Below are 20,982 nucleotides of genomic sequence, written 5' to 3'. Positions count from 1 at the left end.
GAACCCGGAAGTTAAGCTTCTCTGCGCCGATGGTACTGCACTCGGGAGGGTGTGGGAGAGTAGGTCACCGCCGGACAATCTTTCGAAGAAGCCCCGCACGGATCGTGTGGGGCTTCTTCGCGTTGTACACATTTCTCGATGAAGAGCTTCAGGGGCGTGCAGGACGCCTTGGGAGTTCGGTTCGGTGTCACAGGGCCGGCCGCCAGTCGCGTCGTGCCAGCCGGTTCGCGAACACGGAGCCGCCTGTCGGGGCCGGTGCGCTGTGAGCACCCCCATGTGTTGACGCGGCGACCACACCCGGGCTTGCCCCCCTTGGATACAAGCACAGCGACCCCGGCGGACGTCCCGCTTGCACGCGTTGAGAACGGGCGCGACGTTTTATGAGCTTCGTGAGACGGCCTTGGGTGGCGGTGAGCCCCCGTCGAATCGGGCAAATTCTCGACCGCCGCTACCGGGAGGAGCGGTGAGCGGTGCGCTAGTCGTCGCCCTCTTGCCTTCTAGATCGGTGTTGCATGAGAGCAGAGGCATCCTCTGAGCGCCTGGCGCACAGTAGGCGTGAGGAGCCACCCCCAAGCCACCGGCCCGTTCGCGAGACTCATCGTTCAGAGGCTTCTCCGATGCTCCGGGAACACGTTTATGAGGATGTGGGCCAGATACCGCTGAGGGGACTTCCCGTTCTTCGGGTGTTCGGTTTCGACCATGAGATCGCTGCCGCACCGTTCTGGTGAGCGTCGTTCTGTAGGTGGCGGCGAAGGTAAGAGACCGGTTGGCCGAATGGTCGTGGGTGGCTGGAGGGCTCGTGAACGTTCGGGGGCTTGCTAGGCTGGGGGGAGCGGGCCACCCCCACGGGTGGCCTTCGTCGCGTAAGGCCCGAGGGCGGGCGGTGACCAGCCACGGTGGACCGGCGTTGTGAGTCCGCTGAGTGAGCCAACGAAATGGACCAGAAGTGAACAGAGAAGACGGATCGGACGGCGGACAGCGCGGGCGGGGCGACTACGGGGACAGGCGCTCCAGCGGCGGCAGGACTGGCGGATACGGCTCTCGCGGGCGTGATTCCGGTGGCGATCGTCCGTTCCGTTCAGAGGGCCGGCCGCGGCCGTACAACCGCGAGGACAGAGCGCCCCGAGGCGGGGAGGGTTCCCGCGACGAGCGTGCGCCGCGGCGTGAGGGCGGTTTCCGGGACGAGGGCCGCTCCTACCGCGACCGGGACGACCGCGGACCCCGCCGCGAGGGTGGCTACGGTGACCGCCGTGAAGGCGGAGGCAGCTACGGCGAGCGTCGCGAGGGCGGCGGTGGCTACGGCGAGCGTCGCGAGAGCCGGTACGGCGATCGCGGCCCGCGTCGTGAAGGTTCCGACCGTGGTCCGCGACGCGAGGGCTTCGATCGTGGTCCTCGCCGGGAAGGCTTCGACCGCGGGCCGCGTCGTGAGGGTGACGAGCGTCGTCCTTACCAGGACCGGGATGATCGTGGGCCGCGTCGTGAGGGCGATGACCGCCGTCCTTACCAGGACCGTGGGCCGCGTCGTGAGGGCGGCGGCTACGGCGACCGGGGTCCGCGTCGCGAAGGTTCTGACCGTGGTCCTCGCCGGGAGGGCTTCGACCGCGGGCCGCGCAGGGAGGGCGATGAGCGTCGTCCCTTCCAGGATCGCGGACCTCGGCGTGAGGGCGGCGGCTACGGTGACCGGGGACCGCGTCGTGAAGGCGGCGGTTTTGGTGACCGTGGGCCGCGTCGTGAGGGCGGCAGCTACGGCGACCGTGGGCCGCGTCGTGAAGGCTATGACCGTGGTCCACGTCGGGAGGGTTTCGAGCAGGGGCCGCGGCGTGAGGGTTTCGACCGGGGCCCGCGTCGCGAGGGCTTTGACCGTGGTCCTCGCCGGGAGGGTTTCGACCGCGGGCCGCGTCGTGAAGGTTTCGACCGGGGCCCGCGCCGTGAGGGCGGCGGGTTCGGGGAGCGCCGCGACGACCGCTTCGGTGACCGTGGCCCGCGCCGGGAAGGCTATGACCGTGGTCCTCGTGGTGAGGGCTCGGAGCGTGGTCCCCGCAGTGAGGGCTTCGACCGTGGTCCGCGTCGCGAAGGTTTCGACCGCGGGCCGCGTCGAGAGGGCTTCGATCGGGGGCCGCGTCGCGAGGGCGGGTTCCGTGACGACCGCGGCGGCGGGCAGCGTCGTGAGGGGTTCGACCGGGGGCCGCGTCGCGAGGGTGGCTACGACCGCGGCCCGCGCCGCGACGACTCCTACGGGCCTCGTCGCGAGGGTGGCGGCTACCGTGAGTCGCGTCCGTTCTCGCGTGACGACCGCGGGGAGCGTCCGGGCGGTGGCACCCGCGCCAGGTACGGCCGGGAGGACCGTGACTCCGACGCCCCGCAGCGCGAGAGGCTGCCCGAGGTGGCGCCTGACATCACCGCGGAAGAGCTCGACAAGGAAGTGCGCGAGGAGCTGCGTTCGCTGCCCGGTGACCTCTCCGACCTGGTCGGCAGGCACCTGGTCGCGGCGGAGCGCGCCCTGGAGGAGGACGACCCCGACAAGGCGCACGAACACACCAAGGTGGCGCGCCGGTTCGCCGCGCGCATCGGTGTCGTACGCGAGGCCGCGGGCATCGTCGCCTATCGGGCCGGGCACTTCTCCGAGGCGCTCAGCGACCTGCGTGCGGCCAGGAGGATGACGGGGTCGGACGCGTACCTGCCGGTCATGGCCGACTGCGAGCGCGGTCTGGGCCGTCCGGAGCGGGCCATCGATCTCGTACGTTCGCCGGAGGCCGAGCGCCTCGACCGGGCCGGACGCATCGAGCTGACCATCGTCGAGTCGGGCGCCCGGCGTGACCTCGGCCAGCAGGACGCGGCCGTGATCACCCTCCAGCGCCTGCCCGAACTGCGCGACCCGCAGCCCAAGCCGTGGTCGGCGCGCCTCGCGTTCGCCTATGCGGACGCCCTGGCCGACGCCGGGCATCAGGAGGCGGCGACGGACTGGTTCGCCCGGGCGATGGCCTTCGACGAGGACGGCGAGACGGACGCGGCCGAGCGCTACGCCGAGCTCACCGGAGCCGTCATCGAGGACGTCGAGGAGGACTTCGAGGAGGACCTCGACTCCGAGAACGACTCCGAGGACGACTTCGACGACGCCGGCGTCGCCGACGAGGGCAAGCTGGCCGAGGAGGAGGAAGAGGACGCCGAGGCCCTGGCCGAGGCGGACGACCTCCTGGAGCCCGAGGTCTCCGAGCCTGCCGTGCCTGCTGAACCTGTCGAGCCGGTCGAGCCGGGCGCGCCGGTCGAGCCGGTCGAGCCGGGCGCGCCGGTCGAGCCGGTCGAGCCGAAGGACGCCGTCGCTGCTGAGGCGGCCGAGCCGGAGGCGGGCGAGCCCGCGGACCGTGGCGAGGAAGGCAAGCCGGCGGAGGCCGGGACGCCGGGGATCACGCCTGCGTTCATCGAGCCGGACTTCGGTGACGTGCTGGAAGTCGAGACGGACGAGTCCGCTCAGGACCGGCCGAAGAAGAACGGCGAGTAGGTGTTGCCGCTCCGCCGTACCCCTGATGATCAGGGGTACGGCGGAGCTTTTGTGTCGTATGGGGTGTGGTCAGCCGGTGGTCATCGTTCGACGCGGTTGAGCCAGTGGAGGATGCCCGCGACGTTCGACGGGGCGCCGCTCAGCAGTTCGAACTGCTCGGCCGTCACGTCGTCCGACTGCAGGGCGGTGTAGCGCTCCTTGGTGCGGTCGCGGACCATGGCGACCGCGTGATCGAGGTCGAGGCCCTCGGAGTGTGCCTGGCGGGTGAGATCCACCCAGACCCGGAGCTCCTCGGCGGATCGCTCAAGGGTCTCCTGGACGGCGCCGACCGGTCCGTAGTGGCTGAACAGCAACCGTTGCGGACCAAGGGCCTGGAACAGGGCGATCGAGTCGAGGGCCGTCTGAAGGTCGAAGTCCGGCGGCGGCGTGGCGGGGCGCAGGTCGCCGGTCTGGGGCAGATACACGCCCGCGGCGTCCCCGACGTAGAGGTCTCCGGTGGCGGAGTCGATCAGGCCGACGTGGTGCTTGGCATGGCCGGGGGAGTAGTGGCTGCTCAGCGTGCGGCCGTTGCCCAGGTCGATGGCGCCGGTGTCGCCCAGGGCGACGATGCGCTCGGCCTCGGTGGGGGACAGTTCGCCGAAGAGGGTGTCGAGCTGGTCACCCCAGACCATCCGGGCGCTGGCCATCAGACGCGACGGATCGGCCAGATGGCGCGCACCCTTCTCGTGTACGACCACCTGCGCGGACGGGAAGAACTTCGCGATGTCCCCCACACCGCCCGCATGGTCCAGGTGGATATGGGTCACCACCACGGTGGCCAGGTCGTCCGGGCCGACGCCGAGCGAGGCGAGCGCGTCGCGCACCACGGGGGACGAGGTCGAGGTGCCCGTCTCCACCAGGCACGGCCGATCTCCCAGGATCAGGTAGCCGGCGGTGATGCCTGAGTATCCGGCCATCTTGGTGTCGATCTCATAGACGTCGCCGCCTAGTGCGGTGATGTTGTCCACAGGCACTCCCGCGCGTACATCCGTCATCCCCAGAACGACGTTCGTATCGATCCGGGCTTCCCCTCATCGTAGAGAGTGATCTCCTCCGGAACACAAACGGGAGGACGACAATGGATCGGAACGAGGTCGTGCTGGTGGGGCGGCTGTCGGCGGCGGTCGAGGAATACGCGATGCCGAGCGGCGACATGGCCACGAAGTGGCGCGTCATCGTACGCCGCCGGCGCAGGCACCGGCGAGGAGCGGCTCTCACCGACAGCATCCCGTGCGTCACGTTCGATCCCGAGGTCGCGCAGATCGTGCGAGGTCTCAAACCGCGGGACTTCATCGAGGTGACGGGTGCCTTCCGCTGCCGGGTCTTCGGCCCGGCAGCCGCCAAGATCTGGCGGTACGAGGTGGAGGTCGGTGCCGTCAGACCTGTCGAGGAGACGGTTCCTGAGCCGTCTGAAGAGGTGGTGGCGAGCCGGGGGCCGCGGCAGGTGGCTCAGCTGGCCGGGGCGGGGTGATCTTGTCGGCGATGGTCAGGCGCCGCCCTGGAGAGCGCTCGGCGATGGGCAGGGGAGGCGTGGCTACGCGGCAGGGGCGGCGTCAGTCGATGGCGAACGTGCGCAGGACCAGGCCGGTACGCGGTTTGGGGCCGAAGGAGGTGGACTTGCGGGGCACTCGTTCGCCCCCCGCGGCGACGGCCAGCACGTCGTCGACCATGAGCGGCTTGAGGATGACGGCTGTGCCGCCCGTCTGGATCGCGAGCCGCAACGCCGCCTCGGTGTCGTGGTGGACGATGCGTACCGCCCGCTCGTCGTCCTCCATGCCCCACACCTTGGGCAGGATGAACTCGCTGAGGATGGAGGTGTTCAGCGAGTTCCAGCGGTCCGAATGGCCGTCCGGCATCGCCAGGCTGAGCTGCACCGGGTCGGGGTCGGTGAGCAGATGCGTGCCGCTCTCACCGGCGAGGAGGAAGGCGGGTTCGGCCGCGTTCTGCAGTGCCTCCAGGCCCTGCGCCAGGTCGTCGTAGTCGTGCACCTGCCAGGCGCCCCTGGCCCTGGCGGCGGCCTCGGCCAAGGGGAGACCGGGGATGACGCGGTGGATGGCCTTGAGGTCGGGCGGGTAGGCGGTGGAGTCGACGATCAGGGCGAGCCCGAAGTCCCAGGGGCCCAGCGCCTGCCGGGGGTCGGCCGGGGCGGAGGCCGGCTCCGCTGACGGATGGGCCAGGTGATCGGTCAGCTCGTGCCGGAACGAGGTGATTGGGCTAGGAGAGGGTGTTACGGGGTGGTCCGGCGCGGTGGACGGGTGTGATGCGCCCTGGGAGTTGTGGGTGGGCATGCTCGGGGGTGCGTTGAGGGGGACGTGCTGAGAGGGCTGGATGGCTTCCTGTGACCCGTCGTTGGGCGTGGCCTGGTGCGTCCCGTCCCGCAGGGCTTGGCGGGCGGCGTGTTCCTGACGCTGGAGGACGCGGTAGGTGGCGTACCGGTGGTGGCCGTCGGCGATCAGGGCTTGACGGTTGCGCAGGTCGGCGTTGATGGCGTCTATCTCGTCCGGGTCGGTGATCGCCCACAGCCGGTGGGTGAGGCCGTCCTCGGTTCCGGCCGTGACGAGGGGCGGTCGTTTGGCGGCGACCTCGTCCACCAGGCGGGTCGCCCTGCCGTTGTCGCCGTTGTAGAGGAGGAAGATGGGTTCGAGGTTGGCCTCGGTGGTGCTCATGAGGGCCAGCCGGTCGGCGATGGGGCCGGGCATGACGTCCTCGTGGGGGAGGATGACGCGGTCGGCGGGGTCGACCAGGCCGACGTCGCCGATCAGGCCGCGCTGGAGGACGTGCGGGCCGCTCTGCTCGTACACGTACAGGGCGGGGGTGTCGTCGGCCACGAGGACGCCGGCGTCCAGCCAGGCCCTCAGCGTGTCCCTGGCCTCGGAGTAACGCGCTTCCAGCGGCACTTCGGTCCGGTGGCGGAGTCTGGACGGGGTCCCGGCCGGGTCACGAGGGGTGCCGGGTTCGGTGGCGGGTGTCGCTTCTGGGTTGCAGGGAAGGATGAGGCGGACGACATTGTTCGGGTGGGAGGCAAGGAGGGCTTCGACGTCCGCGTCGCTGATCAGGTCGTACGGTGGGGAGGTCACCTTGGCGGGATCTTCGACATCGAAACGTACGCCTCGGAAGGGCCGTAGCACCAGTCCGTCCGGCACCGGCAGTTCAGGAGTCCCCATACCGGGCATGCTCCCATAAATGCTTGCGCCTACCAGGAGTTGCCCCAATCGTTTGCTGTCGCGCCCCTTACGCGGCGGAGGGGGAGCGAGGTTCGTCGTCCAGCGATGAAGGAGTCCTCACGCATGGTTCAGGGCGGAAATGGTCACGATGAGTCCGTGGGTGGCGTTCCCGGGGGCGGTGTGTACGACTGGTATCAGCGTGGTGTGAAGTTGCTGAAGGAGGGGAGCCCGGCTGCTGCCGCGGCGTTGCTGGAACGGGCCGCCGCTGCAGAGCCGCAGTCCCGGAGCATCCTCGAGGCGCTGGCTCGGGCGCAGTTCAACTCCCGTCAGTACGCGGAGGCCGCGGCCAGCTTCCGGCAGATCGTGGATGCGAACCCGGCTGAGGATTATGCGTACTTCGGGCTGGGCTTGTCGTTGTGGCGTACGGGGGATCTGGAAGGGGCCCAGGAGCCGCTGGCCATCGCGGTGGCCATGCGGCCGGACGAGCGGCATTACGTGTCGGCCTTGAAGAGTGTGCGGGCGACGTTGAGGGCTCGCCGAGAGATGTAGGGGCAGGCGGGCGCGGGGGCCGGCCATGGCCGACGTCGTCTCCCAAGCGACTGTGCCGAGGCGTTTCGGTCCTCTCCGGGGGCGTTGACTCGGTGGGGAGGCCGCCCTGCGATGTGTGCTTGCGGCCCGTCGTGCTGATCGGGCGTCGTCGCAGCAGATCGCTTCCTTGGTCTGGCCCTGTGTTGGAGGGCGGCTATCCGTGCCCTAGGTGGGTCCATTGGGGGGGGCGTTGTCGCTGAGGTCCTTCCAGGGCCTCGGCAAGGCGTTCACGCCGTCGCGCATGGGCGGCCCTGTCCGCGCGTTCCCCAGCCGCTGACGGCGGCCGGGAGACAGCAGCCGCTGAAGGCGGCCGGGGGACATCACGGCACAGCCCGCCGTCGACCCCGAGCACCTGGCCGGTTGTGACGACTCCGACCGATACCGGAGGAGTGGCAACCCTGGCTGCTGGGCGACCCACTCGGGTTGTAAGGGCACCACCGTGATGGGCCGTGCGAGGTCTCACCACTGGGACATGAGGGGCCTGTGCGGTGGCTTTCCCAGGCGAGCGCCCGAGAAGCGTGGTGCGGCGAATGCAGTTGTCGTGGCTGCCCAGGCGGTGCCTGCTTGAGAGTCCGGGCATGCCACAGCTGCATCTGGCTGCCCTCGCGTAAGGGGGTAGGCATGCCTTGGCCGTATTTGGCTGCCAAACCATCATGGAAGAAGGTCGCCGTGAGGGTGTTTGCCTGGTTTTGCGTGGCAGAACGGCGCCTTGAGGGGCGGCCGTGCCCTCAGTTTTGGGCTCGTCGGCCGCCGCCCTCTGTACGCGCATGGTGGTGGGGGTCAGGCGTGGCGGGTGGCGTTGGCGAGGATGGCGGATCGGAGGTAGGCGGCCAAGCCGGGGGAGGTGCGGTCGAAGGCGGCGGTGAAGCGGGGGTCGGAGACGTACAGGTCGGCGAGGCCGCGGTGGATGTCGTACGTGCAGTCGTAGAACCAGCGCGAGAGGTGGGCGCGGTGTTCCTCGGCCAGGTCCATCGCGAGGTCGCCGTCGGCCGGGACGTCTGCGTGCATCGCGTCGGCGAGGCGGGCCGAGAGGGCGGCCGCTTCGGCTTCGTGCCGCTGCCAGTCCAACTTCGTGTACGCCGACGTGCGGCGGGCGGATTCGGCCCAGGCGTCTGTGCCGCCCCAGCGTTGCTCGGCCTCCGCCGCGTACGCGTCATGGGTAGGGGCGCCGAGGGGTTCTGCGCGTTCCTGGGGCATGGTTGTCCTTCCGGTATCGGTTACGGGTTTCCCGATCCACGAGGAGAAGGCTTCCTGTGGCCGGGTACGAAGGCGACGCTAAAGTCTCACGCGGCGTGAGAGTCAAACGGGAAGAGGCGCTGTGCTGATTGATGGCTATGACACCCTGCTGCTCGACCTCGACGGTGTGGTCTACCTCGGACAGCACGCGGTACCCGGGGCGAGGCAGGCGCTGGAGGAGGCGCAGGGCAAGGGGGTCCGGCTCGCCTACGTGACCAACAACGCCTCCAGGACGCCCGCCGCCATCGCCGCCCACCTGCGGGAACTCGGCGTCCCTGCCATGGCGGCCGATGTGGTGACCTCGGCGCAGGCGGCCGCGCGGCTCGTCGCCGAGCGGGTGGCTCCGGGCGCCGCGGTGCTGGTCGTGGGCGGGTCGGGGCTGCGGGTGGCCGTACGGGCTCATGGGCTCAGGCCGGTGTCCGTCGCGGCCGAGTCGCCCGCTGCGGTGGTTCAGGGGATCGCTCCCGGTCTGTCGTACGCCCTGCTGTCGGAGGGGGCGCTGGCCGTACGGCAGGGCGCGCTGTTCGTGGCCTCCAACGGTGACAGCACCATGCCGACAGGGCGGGGCGAACTGCCGGGGAACGGGGCAATGGTCCGGGTCATCGCCGCCGCCACCGGGGTCGAACCGGTGTACGCCGGCAAGCCGGATCCGCCGCTGCACCGGGAGTCGATGATCCGTACCGGCGCTCGGCGGCCGCTGGTCGTGGGGGATCGGCTGGACACCGACATCGAAGGGGCCTCCAACGCGGGGGTGGAGAGCCTGCTGGTGTTCACCGGGGTGGCCACTCCGCTCGACGTGCTGACCGCCGCGCCCCGGCATCGGCCCACGTACCTGGCCGAGGACCTCGGCGCGCTGGTGCAGCCCTATCCCGACGTGCGGGACGGCGCCTGCCGGGGATGGCGGGCCGAGTGGCGCGACGGGGCGCTGCACCTCGAAGGCGACGGCAGCCGGATCGACGGCCTGCGCGCGGCCTGCGACGCCGCCTGGACGGCCGCGGGCGAAGGGCAGATCGGGGAGGACGCGGTCAAGGACGTCCTGCAGCGCGTGGGGTGAGGCGATCAGCACGGGCGGAGGGGGCCGCCTCGACCCTGCCCTTTCCCGCCTGGCAGCGGCCAGGAGCCCGCGAGCCCACTCGTGACGGCGTCCTCCTTCCGCAGCCCGCACCACGCCGGACTCGTCGAGCCGGCACGCCAGCGGGCACGGCCGGTAGCCACGGCCCGCACGACGCGGGACTCGTGCACGCGAGTGGTGCAGGGCCAGCGCCGTGATTGCGGGGTGTGGGCTGGTCGGGAAAGCGTCGTCAGATGGGGGCGACGTGGCCGCCGGAGGGCGGCTCAGTCGGTCGGGGGATGAGGGGGCAGGTTCGCTGTTCGCTTGTCGCCTAACAGTTAACGCACGCGCCGAGCAGTTGCCTGACGGCGAACACACGCACCGAGTAGTTGGCTGATGGCGAACACGCACCGAGGAGTTGCCTCATGGCGAACACACGCGCTGAACGGCTGCGCAGGACACCGAACAGTCGCCTGACAGCGAACGCGCGCATGGCACGGACCCGGTCAGATCAGCTTGCGCAGGCGCAGCAGGTCGCCGAAGCTTGCGTCGATCTTCACCCGCCCTCCGAGCAGGGCACGGGCCAGATCCAGTTCACCGTCGACCAGCGCGACCAGGTCGTCGCTCGCGATGGTGATCTTCACGTCGGCCGGTTTGCCGCCCGCCGGCGGCTCCTCGGTGAACGGGTCGAGCCCCCCGTGATGCAGCCGCCCGTAGAAGATCACGTCGAGGTCGGACACCCGGGCGCTGACCGTGCGTTCCACCACGTGTTTGGCACGATCCTCCGCGCCGATCTCGTCGAACTGGGCGACGAGCCTGGCCAGTGCCGCCCGGCACTCCTCGACGCTTGCCATGTTGGGCATCCTTTCTTTCCCTTTGCGGTCGGTAGCGTTCCACATCACTAGCACCCCCGTATGAGCTTCAACGCGTGACACGCCTGCCAAGGTCCCGGGCGCTCGTCCGAGGCGTTACGGTCGAGTCATGAGTGAGCTGCCGGAGGAGACCGGTGACGAGCGGGTCGACGCCATCGTGGCCGGTCTCGGTCGTGTGGGCGAGCTGCCGGTGAACGAGCACGTGGCGGTGTTCGAGGAGGCGTTCGCCGGGCTGGAGTCCACTCTCGCGGGTGCGGGCGACGAAGCGCTGGGCGAGCGGTGAGCCGGCGGATCCGTCTCGACAGCGAGCTGGTGCGCCGCGGGCTGGCCAGGTCGCGGGAGCAGGCCGCCCAGCTCATCGAGGCCGGGCGGGTCAGCGTGGGCGGCCAGCAGGCGCACAAGCCCGCGACCCAGGTCGACACCGCCTCGGCCATCGTCGTCGCCGAGTCGGCCGACGGGCCCGACTACGTTTCGCGGGGAGCGCACAAACTGCTCGGGGCGCTGGAGGCGTTCAAGAGCCTGTCGGTGGAGGGGCGCAGGTGCCTCGACGCGGGAGCCTCCACGGGAGGCTTCACCGACGTGCTGCTGCGCCACGGCGCGGCCCACGTGCTCGCCGTCGACGTCGGTTACGGCCAGCTCGCCTGGTCGCTGCGCACCGACGAGCGGGTGACCGTGATGGAACGCGTCAACGTGCGCGACCTGACCCCCGAGATGGTCGGCGAGCCGCCCACGCTGGTCGTCGGCGACCTGTCGTTCATCTCGCTGCGGCTCGTGCTGCCCGCGCTGGCGCAGGTCGCCGCGCCGCGGGCCGACTTCGTCATGCTGGTCAAGCCGCAGTTCGAGGTGGGCAAGGAGCTCGTGGGCGCGGGCGGCGTGGTGCGCGACCCCGAGTTGCGGGCCAGGTCGGTGCGCGAGGCGGCGGCCAAGGCGCAGGAGCTGGGGCTGAGCGTGCGGGGAGTGACCGCGAGCCCGCTGCCCGGTCCGTCCGGAAATGTCGAATACCTGCTGTGGCTGGGCAAAGGAGAGGGTGATCCGCCCGTCGCCGAGCTCGATGCCGAGATCCAGCGTGCCGTCGCGGAAGGGCCGCAATGAACCGGACCGTGCTGGTCGCCGTCCACACCGGGCGGGGCGCCGCCGTCGAGAGCGCCCGTCTGGTCATCAACCGGCTGGTCGGGGCGGGCATCAACGTACGCGTCCTGGACACCGAGGCGCGTGACATCGGCTGTGGCGGGGTGGAGGTCGTCCCCAGCGACGACCCCGGTTCGGCCAAGGACGCCGAGGTCATGATCGTGCTCGGCGGCGACGGCTCGCTGCTGCGCTCGGCCGAGCTGGCCAAGCCCGCCGGCACGCCGCTGCTCGGGGTCAACCTCGGGCACGTCGGGTTCCTGGCCGAGGCGGAGGTGGCCGACCTGGCGACGGCGGTCGACAGCGTGGTCGCCGGGCGCTACGACGTCGAGGAGCGCATGACGATCGACGTCCTGGCCAGGCAGAACGGCCGGGTGATCGCCGACACGTGGGCGCTCAACGAGGTCACCGTGGAGAAGCAGGAACGCATGCTGGAGGTGGTCGCCGAGATCGACGGGCGGCCGCTGTCCCGCTGGGGCTGCGACGGCGTGATATGCGCCACTCCGACGGGTTCGACGGCGTATGCGTTCTCGGCCGGCGGGCCGGTGGTCTGGCCGGAGGTGGAGGCGCTGCTCCTGGTGCCGATCAGCGCCCACGCGCTGTTCGCCCGGCCGCTGGTGGTCTCGCCACGGTCCACGATGGCCGTGGAGATCCTGCCGGACACGCCGGGCGGGGTTCTGTGGTGCGACGGCCGCCGTCGTTTCGAGCTGCCCTCCGGGTCGCGGGTGGAGGTGCGCAGGGGCGCCGAGCCGGTGCGCCTGGCCCGTCTGCACGGCATCGAGAACACCGGCGCGCCCTTCACCGACAGGCTGGTCGCCAAGTTCGAACTACCGGTTCAGGGATGGCGCGGGAGAGTGCGACCCTGAATGAATGGAGGGCGGAGCGCGTAGGATCCCATGGGCAACAGATGTCCGGAGACAATCGACCGGCCATCAGGCACGGCAGTGACGGGAGTGGGCAGTGCGACCAAGGGTCGAGGAGGTCCGCATCCAGGGGCTCGGCGTCATCGACGAGGCCGTACTCGAGCTTTCGCCGGGCTTCAACGTGGTCACCGGCGAGACCGGCGCGGGCAAGACGATGGTCGTCACGGGGCTCGGGCTGCTGTTCGGCGGCCGGGCCGATCCCTCGCGCATCCGTCCGGGGGCTGACAAGGCGACCGTCGAGGGCACTCTCGTCGTCGAGCCCGGCGGCCGGGTCGCCCAGCAGGTCGAGGACCTCGGCGGTGAAGTCGAGGACGGCGAGTTGATCATCTCGCGCACCGTCTCGGCCGAGGGCCGCTCAAGGGCCTGGCTCGGGGGCCGCACGGTGCCCGTCGGCACGCTGACGTACCTGGCCGACGACCTGGTGGCGGTGCACGGGCAGATGGACCAGCAGCGGCTGCTGCAGGCCGCCAGGCAGCGCGCCGCGCTCGACCGTTACGCCGGAAACGAGCTGGTCAAGCCGTTGCGGGCGTATGCGCAGGCGTACAAGCGGCACAAGCAGGTCGGGGCGCTGCTCGACGAGCTGACCACCCAGGCCAGGGAGCGTGCCCAGGAGGCCGACCGGCTGCGGTTCGGCCTGGAGGAGATCGAGAAGGTCGACCCCAAGCCGGGCGAGGACGCCGACCTGCGCGAGGAGGAGGAGCGCCTCTCGCACGCCGACGCGTTGCGCAGCGCCGCCACCACGTCCCACACCGCGCTGCTCGGCGACCCGATGGAGGCCGGCGGCGGTGCCCGTGACGTGATCTCGCTGCTCGGGGAGGCCCGCGCGGCCGTCGAGGCCGTGCGCGACTACGACCCGCAGCTCGCCGGCGTGGCCGACCGGCTCGCCGAGGCCGGATACCTGATCTCCGACGTCGCCACCGACCTGGCCGCCTACGCCGAGTCCATCGAGGCCGACCCCGCCCGTCTCGGAGCCGTGCAGGAGCGCAGGTCCGTGCTGGGCAGCCTGATCAGGAAATACGCCGAGGACAGCGCAGGGGTGCTGGCCTGGGCCCAGCAGGCGGCCGCCCGCCTGGGCGAGCTCGAAGGCGACGACGAGCGCATCGAGGAGCTCACCCGCGAGCACGAGGAGCTCACCACCAGGCTCACCACCCTGGCCGCCGAGCTCACCAAGGTGCGTGAGGCCGCCGCCGAGCGCTTCGGCCAGGCCGTGACCGAAGAGCTGACCGCGCTGGCCATGCCCCACGCCCGGGTCGTGGTGCAGCTCACCCAGAGCGCCGAGTTCGGCCCGGAGGGCGTCGACGAGGTGGAGCTGCGGATGGCCGCCCACCCGGCCGCGCCGCCGCTGCCGCTCAACAAGGGCGCCTCCGGCGGTGAGCTGAGCCGCGTCATGCTCGCCATCGAGGTCGTGTTCGCCGGTGCCGACCCGGTGCCGACGTTCGTGTTCGACGAGGTCGACGCGGGGGTCGGCGGCAAGGCCGCGGTCGAGATCGGGCGCCGGCTGGCCCGCCTCGCGCGCACCGCGCAGGTGATCGTCGTCACCCACCTCCCGCAGGTGGCGGCCTTCGCCGACCAGCATCTGGTCGTCGAGAAGGCCAGCGACGGCAGCGTCGTGCGCAGCGGTGTCGTCACGCTCAACCACGAGGGACGCGTCCGCGAACTGTCGCGCATGCTGGCCGGTCTGGAGGACTCCGAACTCGGCCGGGCGCACGCGGAGGAGCTGCTCGGGCTCGCAGCGGCCGACAGGTGATTCAGCGTGACATAGTGGACACGCGGCGTAGTGCTTGGCCCCGGCGCTGTTTCCCTCTGGCAGGATGGTCATGATGAAGGTTCCGGGGAGCAAGATGCCGGGCCTCCGTGGCAGGAAGGTCGATGACCTTCCCGGTGTGACGGCAGTGGCGAGAATCGACCGGCGAACCAAGAGGCTGACCAAGCGCCTCCAGCCCGGGGAAATAGCGATTATCGACCATGTCGACGTTGACCGGGTCAGCGCGGAGGCGCTCGTCGCGTGCGGCGCGGCGGCTGTCGTCAACGTCGCCGCGGGCATCAGCGGCCGCTATCCCAACCTGGGTCCGCAGATCCTGCTCGACGCGGGCGTGCCGTTCGTCGACAACGCCAATCCCGAGCTGTTCGAACGCGTCAAGGACGGCGACGTCATCCGCCTCCACGAGGGCGCGATCTACCTCGACGACGACGTCGTGGGCAAAGGCGACGAACAGACGGCCGAGGCCGTCGAGGCCGCCATGGCCGAGGCGCGCGCCGGGCTGGCCGTGCAGATCGAGGCTTTCGCCGTCAACACGATGGAGTACGTTCGTGGTGAGGGCAAGCTTCTCATCGACGGAGTCGGCGTGCCTGAGATCCGCACCCCGATGGAGGGCAGACATGTCCTCATCGTGGTGCGCGGATATCACTACAAGGAAGACATCGCCACCCTCCGCCCCTACATCAGGGAATACCGTCCCGTGCTCGTCGGCGTCGACGGCGGCGCCGATGCGCTGCTGGAGGCCGGCTACCTCCCCGACGTGATCGTGGGCGACTTCGACTCCGTCTCGACCAAGGCCCTGACCTGCGGCGCCGAGCTCGTCGTGCACGCCTACCGCGACGGCCGGGCCCCCGGCCTGGAGCGGGTGCACCAGCTCGGCCGCGAGGCGGTCATCTTCCCGGCCACCGGCACCAGCGAGGACATCGCGATGCTCCTGGCCGACGACAAGGGCGCCGAGCTGATCGTCGCGGTCGGCACCCACGGCACCCTGGAGGAGTTCCTCGACAAGGGCCGCTCCGGCATGGCCAGCACCTTCCTGACCCGGCTGATCATCGGCAGCAAGCTCATCGACGCCAAGGGCGTCAGCAGGCTCTACCGCAGCCGCATCACCACCTCCCAGCTCCTGATGCTCGTGATCACCGCCCTGATCACCATGGGGGTGGCGCTCTTCCTGTCGCCGCTCGGCCAGACCTGGCTGAACGGCCTGCAAGACGTCTGGAACGCATTCATCTTCTGGCTGGTCGGACTCTTCTCGTGATCGATTTTCGCTACCACGTCGTCTCCATCGTCGCGATCTTCCTGGCGCTGGCGGTCGGGATCGTCCTGGGCACCACGCTGCTGCAGGAGCCCGCGGTCAAGTCCGCGCAGGAGATCTCCGCGCAGCTCACCAAGACCAAGGACGAGCTGCGCGTGCAGATCGACCAGCTCCAGGGCCGCGAGGCGGGCAACGACGCCTTCGTCAGCAGCGTCACCCCGAAGCTGGTGGCGGGCGAGCTGACCGGGCAGCGCGTGCTGCTGGTCGAGGCGCCGGGGTCGAGCACCACGTTCCGCGAGGCCGAGCAGCAGGTGCTGGAGGAGGCGGGCGCCGAGGTGAGCGGGCGCGTGACGCTGACCGAGAAGTTCTTCGACCCCGACCGCAGCGGTGTGCTCGACGGCCTGGTCAACCAGCTCAAACCGGTCGACATGGTCTTCCCGTCCACGGCGACCGTCTGGGACAAGGCCGGCGCGCTTCTTGCCTCCACGCTGCTCACCACCGACCAGGCCCAGGCAGGCACCCCCAACGCCGCGACCTCCGCCGTCATCAGCGGGTTCGAGGCGGGCGGGCTGGTCAGCACCGACGGCGACCCCGCCAAGCGGGCCATGCTTGCGGTGATGTTCGCGCCGGAGAAGGCGTACGAGGGGGAGCAGGCCGAGACCCAGCTGGGCGCGCTCGTCTCGGTCGCCGACCGGCTCGACGCCGCCGGCAAGGGCGCGGTGCTGGCCGGCAGCGCCGCCAACACGGCCGTCACCGGGGGCGCCGTCAGCGCCCTGCGCGACGACGGCGACGTCGCCAAGCGCGTGTCCACCGTCGATACCGTCGATATGCCCACGGGCCGGGTCGTGGTCGTCTACGCTCTCCGGGAGCAACTGAGCGGGCGGGCCGGCCAGTACGGCATCGGCAAGGGGGCCTCGGCCACCCAGCCCGCGCTGCCGACCACCACACCCTCACCGACCCAGTCAGGGAGCTGACATGGCCCGTGGCCTGCTCTACGCGCTGGCCGGCGCCGCGATCGGTGCCGTCGCCGCCCGTGCCGCCTACTCCGCCTTCACCCGGAACCGTCCGGCCGACCTGGGCGGGCGCTGGACACGCAAGAACCACCGCGGCGAGCCGATCACCCTGCTGGAGGGGCCCGCGTTCGTGGCGGGCTCCGGCGCCGCGGCCGCGCTCACGCCCGGCCTGACGCCGCGTACCCGGCTGGCCGCGGTGCTGGCCGGCGTCGGCACCGGCGCCCTCGGCGCCTACGACGACCTCTACGGCACCACGTCCTCCAAGGGTTTCAAGGGCCACCTGACGGCTCTGGCCCGCGGTGAGGTCACCAGCGGCGCCGTCAAGATCCTCGGGATCGGCGCCACCGGGCTGGGCGCCGCGGCCCTGGTCTCCGACGGGCCCGTCGACACCCTGGTCAACGGCGCGGCCATCGCGGGCGCCGCCAACCTCGCCAACCTGTTCGACCTGCGTCCCGGGCGGGCGATCAAGGTCGGGCTGCTGGCCGGCGGGCCGCTGCTGGCCGTCTCGCTGCTGCGGTCCTCGCCCGCCGCCGCGGCCCTGGCCGCCGTGCCGCTGGGCGCCGCCGCGGCGCTGCTGCCCGACGACCTCGGCGAGCGCGCCATGCTCGGCGACGCGGGCGCCAACTCGCTCGGCGCCCTGCTGGGGCTCGCCGCGGTGACGAAGCTCGGCAGGCCCGGCAGGCTCGTCCTCCTGGGCACGGTCGCGGCGCTCACCGCGGCCTCGGAGAAGGTCAGCTTCACCAAGGTCATCGCCGCCAACCCGGTGCTCAACCGGATCGACATGCTCGGGCGGCGTCCCGTCGACCACGTGTGACCCTCCGCGCACGATTGTCGGTGGCACCTGCCAGGATGTCGGCGTGACCGGATGCTGGGCGGGGGAGGCCGGGTGCGAAGCGTGACGGCGCGGGGCGTGGCGGGTGGCGCCCTGCTCATCGGGGCGATCACCGTGCTGGCCCGGATCGCCGGCTTCGCCAAGCAGTACGCCTTCGCCCAGACCGTCGGCACCAACTGCCTGTCCACCGCGTACATGACGGCCAACCAGATCCCCAACATCGTCTTCGAGGTCGTCGTCGGAGGCGCGCTGGCGGGCATGGTGGTGCCGGTGCTGGCCGGGTCCGCCGCCTCGCGCGAGCGCACCGGGCACATCAGCTCGGCGCTGCTGACGTGGGTCGTCGTCGTCCTGGTGCCGCTGGGGGCGCTCACCGCGCTGTTCGCCCGGCCGGTCATCGGGCTGTTCCTCGGCGAGGCCGTCAGCGGATGCGACACGACCCAGCTCGCCGCCCTCGCCACCCGCATGCTGGTCGTCTTCGCCCCCCAGATCCCGCTGTACGGCGTGGCCGTCGTGCTCTACGGCGTGCTCCAGTCGCACAACCGCTTCGCCGGGCCCGCGGTCGCGCCGCTGGTGTCCAGCATCGTGGTCATCGTGGCGTACCTGCTGTTCGTGCCGCTCAGCTCGGGGATCGTCGACCCGGCTCACCTGCCCGGGCCGGCCGAGCTGGCCCTGTCGGTGGGCACCAGCCTGGGCGTGCTCTCGCTCGTGCTGACCGTGGTCGGGCCCGTGTCGCGGCTGGGGCTGCGGTGGCGGCCCACCTTACGCTTCCCCGACGGCGTGGCCGGGCAGGTGCGCAGGCTCGCCCTGGCCGGGATCGCGGCGCTGCTGGCCCAGCAGGCCGCCATGATCGTCGTCGTGCTGCTGTCGAACAAGGCGATCGGCAACGGGGCCCTCACCATCTACAACTACGCGTGGGCGATCTATCTCGTGCCGTACGCGGTGCTGGCCGTGCCGATCGCCACCAGCGCGTTCCCCCGGCTGTCGGCGCAGGCAGGCGACGCGGTCGCGTTCTCGGCGCTGGCGGCGCGGACCACGCGGGCCGTGGTGCTGGTCACGGGGCTGGCCGCCGGGGTGCTGGCCGCCGCGTCGGGGCCTGGCGCGGTCGTGTTCCTGGGAGGCAGGAGCGAGGTGCCGCCGCCTCAACTCGCCCTGGCGATCGCGCTGTTCGCGCCGGGCATCGTCGGCTACGGGCTCATCGCCCACCTGAGCCGGGTGCTCTACGCTGCTGGGCTCGGGCGGGCGGCTGCCACCGGGACGGTGGCGGGGTGGCTGGTCGTCATCGTCGCGCAGACCGTCCTCGTGCTGGTGCTGCCCGCCGGGTGGAAGATCGGCGGGATGGCGTTGGGGATGAGCGTCGGCATGACCGCCGGCGGGGTGGTGCTGCTCGGGGCCGTGGTCCGGTCGCGGGGGAGCGGTGCCGCGGCGGGGCTGCCCCGGGCGGCGGGGGCGGCGGTCGCCGGTGGTGTGCTGGGGTACCTGGCGGGGGCCGGGGTGGTGAGGTGGCTCGGGGTCTCGGGCATCTGGCCGAACGTGGGTGCGGTGGTGCTGGCGGCGGTGGTCGCCGTGGCGGTGGGGGCTGCCGTCGTTGCGGTGGTGGACCGGCCGGATGCCAGGGTGGTGGCCGGGCTGCTCCGACGGGGCGGCTGATCCACCGCCACTGATCCTCTGCCTTGGTTGCGGTGGGTGCGCTTCGACGGTTCCTGATCGTCACGCACGGCTTCCGGGGCGGACGGCTCGTGGTTTGCGGCTTCTGACGCTCGGACGGCTGGTCCCGCAGGGCTTCTGGGGCTGGAATGGCTGCGGCGCCTGCGGCTTTTGGGGCTCCTTGTGGGGGCGCGTACGGCTTCTGGGGTTTGCCGTTGTGGGGCTGGTTGCCGTAGGCGACGAGCATCGCAGACCGTCGGGTGCGGTGGCCTTCAGGAGTGGCTGGCCTCGGAGGGGGCGTCGGGCGCTGGTGCAGTGGTACTTGACCTCTCGTGGGCCAGGCGCACGGGATTGGCCGGTCTGTGAAGGTGATCACACTCCTGGGGTGTTGGCCCGTGAGGCGCAGAAGCTGCCGAGCTGCCTCGCATCAAGAAGGTGTCATGGCTTCGGATCCTTCGGCCCTTGGCTTCGGGCGGGGGCCTGCGCGGTAGGTGCTTGGGTGATGGTCATGGCTTGCGGGCCAAGGCGCGGCGGTTGGGGCCGGCAGCCCTTGAGCCTCGGGGGCCTGTGAGGGCCGGTATGGGGTGTCGGTGGGTTGGGTGGGTGAGATCGGGAGGCTGCGAGGTGATACGGGCTACGGTTTCAGCTTTGAGGTGTGGCTGCGGTTTCCGGTGAGGGCCTAGGAGGGGTCGTGCGGGTGGCATTTGTGATGGGGACCACGTCGGGTGGGACCGGTCGGCATGTACGGATGCTCGTCGAAGGGCTGGTGCAGCGCGGTCACCAGGCGGTGGTGGTGGGGCCTGGGAGTGTCGAGGAGGCGTTCTCCTTCCGAGCCGCGGGAGCTACGTTCGCCGAGGTGCCCGTCTCCGACCGGCCGCATCCGCTGAACGACCTGCGCGCGGTGCTCGCGATCCGGCGGCTGACGCGCGACGCCGACGTCGTGCACGCCCATGGCCTGCGAGCGGGGGCGCTGGCGAGCCTGGCACTGAGAGCGTTCAAGACTCAGGGGACAAGAAGCCGGGAAGGGAGGGGGCCGGGGGTGGTGGTCACCTTGCACAATGCGCTTACCGCCGGCGGTTTCGTGGGGTTCGTCTACGGGGTGCTGGAGCGGATCGTGGCGCGGCGGGCCGACCGGGTGCTGGTGGTCTCGCCGGATCTGGCGGAGCGGATGACCGTCCTGGGAGCTCGGGAGGTGGCGGAGGCGGTGGTGCCCGCGCCTCCGCTCCGGCCCGCGCGGCGCAGGCCGGAGGAGGTGCGGGAGGAACTGGGGGCGGGTGATCGTCCTCTGGTGCTGACGATCGGCCGGCTCGCCCAGCAGAAGGGGCTCGACACCCTGCTGGACGTGGCGGCCGGGCCGTGGGAGTCGCCGGTGCCCCTGTTCGCCGTCGCGGGCGAGGGGCCGTTGCGGGCGGAACTGGAGGACCGGATCCGGTCCCGGAGCCTTCCCGTCCTGCTCCTCGGAGACCGGGACGACGTCCCCGACCTGCTGGCGGCCGCGTCCGTCGTGGTCAACTGCAGTCGCTGGGAAGGGTTGCCGCTCAGCCTCAGCGAGGCACTGATGGCGGGCAAGCCGGTGGTGGCCTCCGACGTCGGCGGGGTCCCGTGGCTGGTCGGCGACGCGGGGCTGCTGGTGCCGTACGGGGACGCCGATGGGCTGCGCAGCGCGTTGCGCAAGGTCCTGGGCGAGCCCGGGATCGCGCGGACGATGGCCGAGGCGGCGGCCCGGCGCGGACGGGAGTTGCCGGACGGTGACGATGCCGTGGAGAGCGTCCTCGGGGTGTACGAGGGGGCAAGATCGAATGGATGATGAGATCAGAGTGTCGGCGTATACTGCGTGGGTTAGGGAGGGGAGTATCCCTTCGCGACAGCCTCGTCATCACGGTGCAGCCCCGCTCCACGGGGCCCCCGGGGCTGCCGGTCCGCGTTGTTCGCGGGCGGGAGAGACCTCCGGCAATGAGTCATGCATGCCGGAGGGTTTGAAT

18 protein-coding genes and 1 rRNA gene are annotated in these 20,982 nt (G+C 71.1%); 14 read left to right on the top strand and 5 right to left on the bottom strand.

Annotated elements, in window-relative coordinates; all coding sequences use genetic code 11:
• Positions 1 to 76 (top strand): 5S ribosomal RNA (gene rrf, locus AB0J76_RS46350); the annotation flags it as partial.
• Between the two features lie 1,002 nt (positions 77 to 1,078).
• Here rrf and AB0J76_RS46345 read toward each other — a convergent pair.
• Positions 1,079 to 2,479, bottom strand: a complete 1,401-nt coding sequence (locus tag AB0J76_RS46345; protein ID WP_352326196.1) for a hypothetical protein — start codon at positions 2,477 to 2,479, stop codon at positions 1,079 to 1,081.
• Here AB0J76_RS46345 and AB0J76_RS46340 point away from each other — a divergent pair.
• On the top strand, positions 2,423 to 3,499 hold the full coding sequence (locus AB0J76_RS46340; protein WP_352326197.1) for a hypothetical protein: 1,077 nt from the start codon (positions 2,423 to 2,425) through the stop codon (positions 3,497 to 3,499). The two genes, AB0J76_RS46345 and AB0J76_RS46340, sit on opposite strands and share 57 nt — an antisense overlap.
• Positions 3,500 to 3,579: 80 nt before the next feature.
• Here the strand turns inward: AB0J76_RS46340 and AB0J76_RS46335 are convergent, their stop codons facing one another.
• A complete protein-coding gene (locus AB0J76_RS46335) occupies positions 3,580 to 4,506 on the bottom strand; it encodes an MBL fold metallo-hydrolase (RefSeq protein ID WP_352326199.1) in 927 nt (308 codons plus the stop codon).
• A gap of 110 nt (positions 4,507 to 4,616) precedes the next feature.
• Here AB0J76_RS46335 and AB0J76_RS46330 point away from each other — a divergent pair, with 110 nt between their 5' ends.
• The gene (locus AB0J76_RS46330) at positions 4,617 to 5,009 is read left to right on the top strand and encodes a single-stranded DNA-binding protein (protein WP_352326200.1); all 393 of its coding nucleotides are present in this window, start codon (positions 4,617 to 4,619) and stop codon (positions 5,007 to 5,009) included.
• Positions 5,010 to 5,091: 82 nt separating this feature from the next.
• On the opposite strand, the gene AB0J76_RS46325 is transcribed toward AB0J76_RS46330, so the two are convergent.
• Positions 5,092 to 6,702: a DUF1015 domain-containing protein gene (locus AB0J76_RS46325; protein WP_364393725.1), complete on the bottom strand. Its 1,611-nt coding sequence runs from the start codon at positions 6,700 to 6,702 to the stop codon at positions 5,092 to 5,094.
• Between the two features lie 123 nt (positions 6,703 to 6,825).
• Between AB0J76_RS46325 and AB0J76_RS46320 the strand changes: the two genes are divergently transcribed.
• A complete protein-coding gene (locus tag AB0J76_RS46320; RefSeq protein WP_352326203.1) occupies positions 6,826 to 7,251 on the top strand; it encodes a tetratricopeptide repeat protein in 426 nt (141 codons plus the stop codon).
• A gap of 819 nt (positions 7,252 to 8,070) precedes the next feature.
• Here the strand turns inward: AB0J76_RS46320 and AB0J76_RS46315 are convergent.
• The gene (locus AB0J76_RS46315; protein ID WP_352326205.1) at positions 8,071 to 8,487 is read right to left on the bottom strand and encodes a TipAS antibiotic-recognition domain-containing protein; all 417 of its coding nucleotides are present in this window, start codon (positions 8,485 to 8,487) and stop codon (positions 8,071 to 8,073) included.
• A gap of 121 nt (positions 8,488 to 8,608) precedes the next feature.
• Here AB0J76_RS46315 and AB0J76_RS46310 point away from each other — a divergent pair, with 121 nt between their 5' ends.
• Positions 8,609 to 9,580 (top strand): HAD-IIA family hydrolase, encoded by a 972-nt coding sequence (locus AB0J76_RS46310; protein ID WP_352326206.1) that lies wholly within the window; start codon positions 8,609 to 8,611, stop codon positions 9,578 to 9,580.
• A 503-nt stretch (positions 9,581 to 10,083) separates the two neighbouring features.
• Here AB0J76_RS46310 and AB0J76_RS46305 read toward each other — a convergent pair.
• Positions 10,084 to 10,431 (bottom strand): SCP2 sterol-binding domain-containing protein, encoded by a 348-nt coding sequence (locus AB0J76_RS46305; RefSeq protein WP_352326207.1) that lies wholly within the window; start codon positions 10,429 to 10,431, stop codon positions 10,084 to 10,086.
• A gap of 127 nt (positions 10,432 to 10,558) precedes the next feature.
• Here AB0J76_RS46305 and AB0J76_RS46300 point away from each other — a divergent pair, with 127 nt between their 5' ends.
• The 9 genes from AB0J76_RS46300 (at position 10,559) to AB0J76_RS46260 (ending at position 20,807) form a co-directional block, all read left to right on the top strand.
• Complete coding sequence (locus tag AB0J76_RS46300; protein WP_352326208.1) at positions 10,559 to 10,732, top strand: hypothetical protein; 174 nt, start codon at positions 10,559 to 10,561, stop codon at positions 10,730 to 10,732.
• Entirely contained in the window at positions 10,729 to 11,541 is an 813-nt protein-coding gene (locus AB0J76_RS46295; protein WP_352326209.1) for a TlyA family RNA methyltransferase, read from the top strand. Before AB0J76_RS46300 ends, AB0J76_RS46295 begins: the two co-directional genes overlap by 4 nt.
• On the top strand, positions 11,538 to 12,440 hold the full coding sequence (locus tag AB0J76_RS46290; protein WP_352326210.1) for an NAD kinase: 903 nt from the start codon (positions 11,538 to 11,540) through the stop codon (positions 12,438 to 12,440). Before AB0J76_RS46295 ends, AB0J76_RS46290 begins: the two co-directional genes overlap by 4 nt.
• 94 nt (positions 12,441 to 12,534) lie before the next feature.
• The gene (gene recN, locus AB0J76_RS46285; protein WP_352326211.1) at positions 12,535 to 14,244 is read left to right on the top strand and encodes a DNA repair protein RecN; all 1,710 of its coding nucleotides are present in this window, start codon (positions 12,535 to 12,537) and stop codon (positions 14,242 to 14,244) included.
• A gap of 73 nt (positions 14,245 to 14,317) precedes the next feature.
• On the top strand, positions 14,318 to 15,514 hold the full coding sequence (steA, locus tag AB0J76_RS46280) for a putative cytokinetic ring protein SteA (RefSeq protein WP_352326215.1): 1,197 nt from the start codon (positions 14,318 to 14,320) through the stop codon (positions 15,512 to 15,514).
• A complete protein-coding gene (locus tag AB0J76_RS46275) occupies positions 15,511 to 16,485 on the top strand; it encodes a copper transporter (RefSeq protein ID WP_352326212.1) in 975 nt (324 codons plus the stop codon). The genes steA and AB0J76_RS46275 overlap by 4 nt, the downstream gene beginning before the upstream one ends.
• Position 16,486: 1 nt before the next feature.
• Positions 16,487 to 17,338, top strand: a complete 852-nt coding sequence (locus tag AB0J76_RS46270) for a hypothetical protein (RefSeq protein ID WP_364393717.1) — start codon at positions 16,487 to 16,489, stop codon at positions 17,336 to 17,338.
• Between the two features lie 72 nt (positions 17,339 to 17,410).
• The gene (locus tag AB0J76_RS46265) at positions 17,411 to 19,003 is read left to right on the top strand and encodes a lipid II flippase MurJ (RefSeq protein ID WP_352329588.1); all 1,593 of its coding nucleotides are present in this window, start codon (positions 17,411 to 17,413) and stop codon (positions 19,001 to 19,003) included.
• A gap of 706 nt (positions 19,004 to 19,709) precedes the next feature.
• Positions 19,710 to 20,807, top strand: coding sequence for a glycosyltransferase (locus AB0J76_RS46260; protein WP_352329589.1), 1,098 nt, complete (start codon positions 19,710 to 19,712; stop codon positions 20,805 to 20,807).
• Positions 20,808 to 20,982 lie beyond the last annotated feature (175 nt).

This window comes from Nonomuraea sp. NPDC049624 (genome assembly GCF_040675255.1).
Taxonomy (GTDB): Bacteria; Actinomycetota; Actinomycetes; order Streptosporangiales; family Streptosporangiaceae; genus Nonomuraea.
Note: the sequence above shows the minus strand (reverse complement) of the source record. Positions and strands in the feature narration are given on the sequence as shown.

What these genes read in the sequence shown, in the direction of transcription:
- AB0J76_RS46330 (WP_352326200.1), top strand. Translation starts at nt 4,617, where the DNA reads ATGGATCGGAACGAGGTCGTGCTGGTGGGGCGGCTGTCGGCGGCGGTC.
- AB0J76_RS46325 (WP_364393725.1), bottom strand. Translation starts at nt 6,702, where the DNA reads ATGGGGACTCCTGAACTGCCGGTGCCGGACGGACTGGTGCTACGGCCC.
- AB0J76_RS46320 (WP_352326203.1), top strand. Translation starts at nt 6,826, where the DNA reads ATGGTTCAGGGCGGAAATGGTCACGATGAGTCCGTGGGTGGCGTTCCC.
- AB0J76_RS46315 (WP_352326205.1), bottom strand. Translation starts at nt 8,487, where the DNA reads ATGCCCCAGGAACGCGCAGAACCCCTCGGCGCCCCTACCCATGACGCG.
- AB0J76_RS46305 (WP_352326207.1), bottom strand. Translation starts at nt 10,431, where the DNA reads ATGGCAAGCGTCGAGGAGTGCCGGGCGGCACTGGCCAGGCTCGTCGCC.
- AB0J76_RS46300 (WP_352326208.1), top strand. Translation starts at nt 10,559, where the DNA reads ATGAGTGAGCTGCCGGAGGAGACCGGTGACGAGCGGGTCGACGCCATC.
- AB0J76_RS46290 (WP_352326210.1), top strand. Translation starts at nt 11,538, where the DNA reads ATGAACCGGACCGTGCTGGTCGCCGTCCACACCGGGCGGGGCGCCGCC.
- steA (WP_352326215.1), top strand. Translation starts at nt 14,318, where the DNA reads ATGAAGGTTCCGGGGAGCAAGATGCCGGGCCTCCGTGGCAGGAAGGTC.
- AB0J76_RS46270 (WP_364393717.1), top strand. Translation starts at nt 16,487, where the DNA reads ATGGCCCGTGGCCTGCTCTACGCGCTGGCCGGCGCCGCGATCGGTGCC.
- AB0J76_RS46260 (WP_352329589.1), top strand. Translation starts at nt 19,710, where the DNA reads ATGGGGACCACGTCGGGTGGGACCGGTCGGCATGTACGGATGCTCGTC.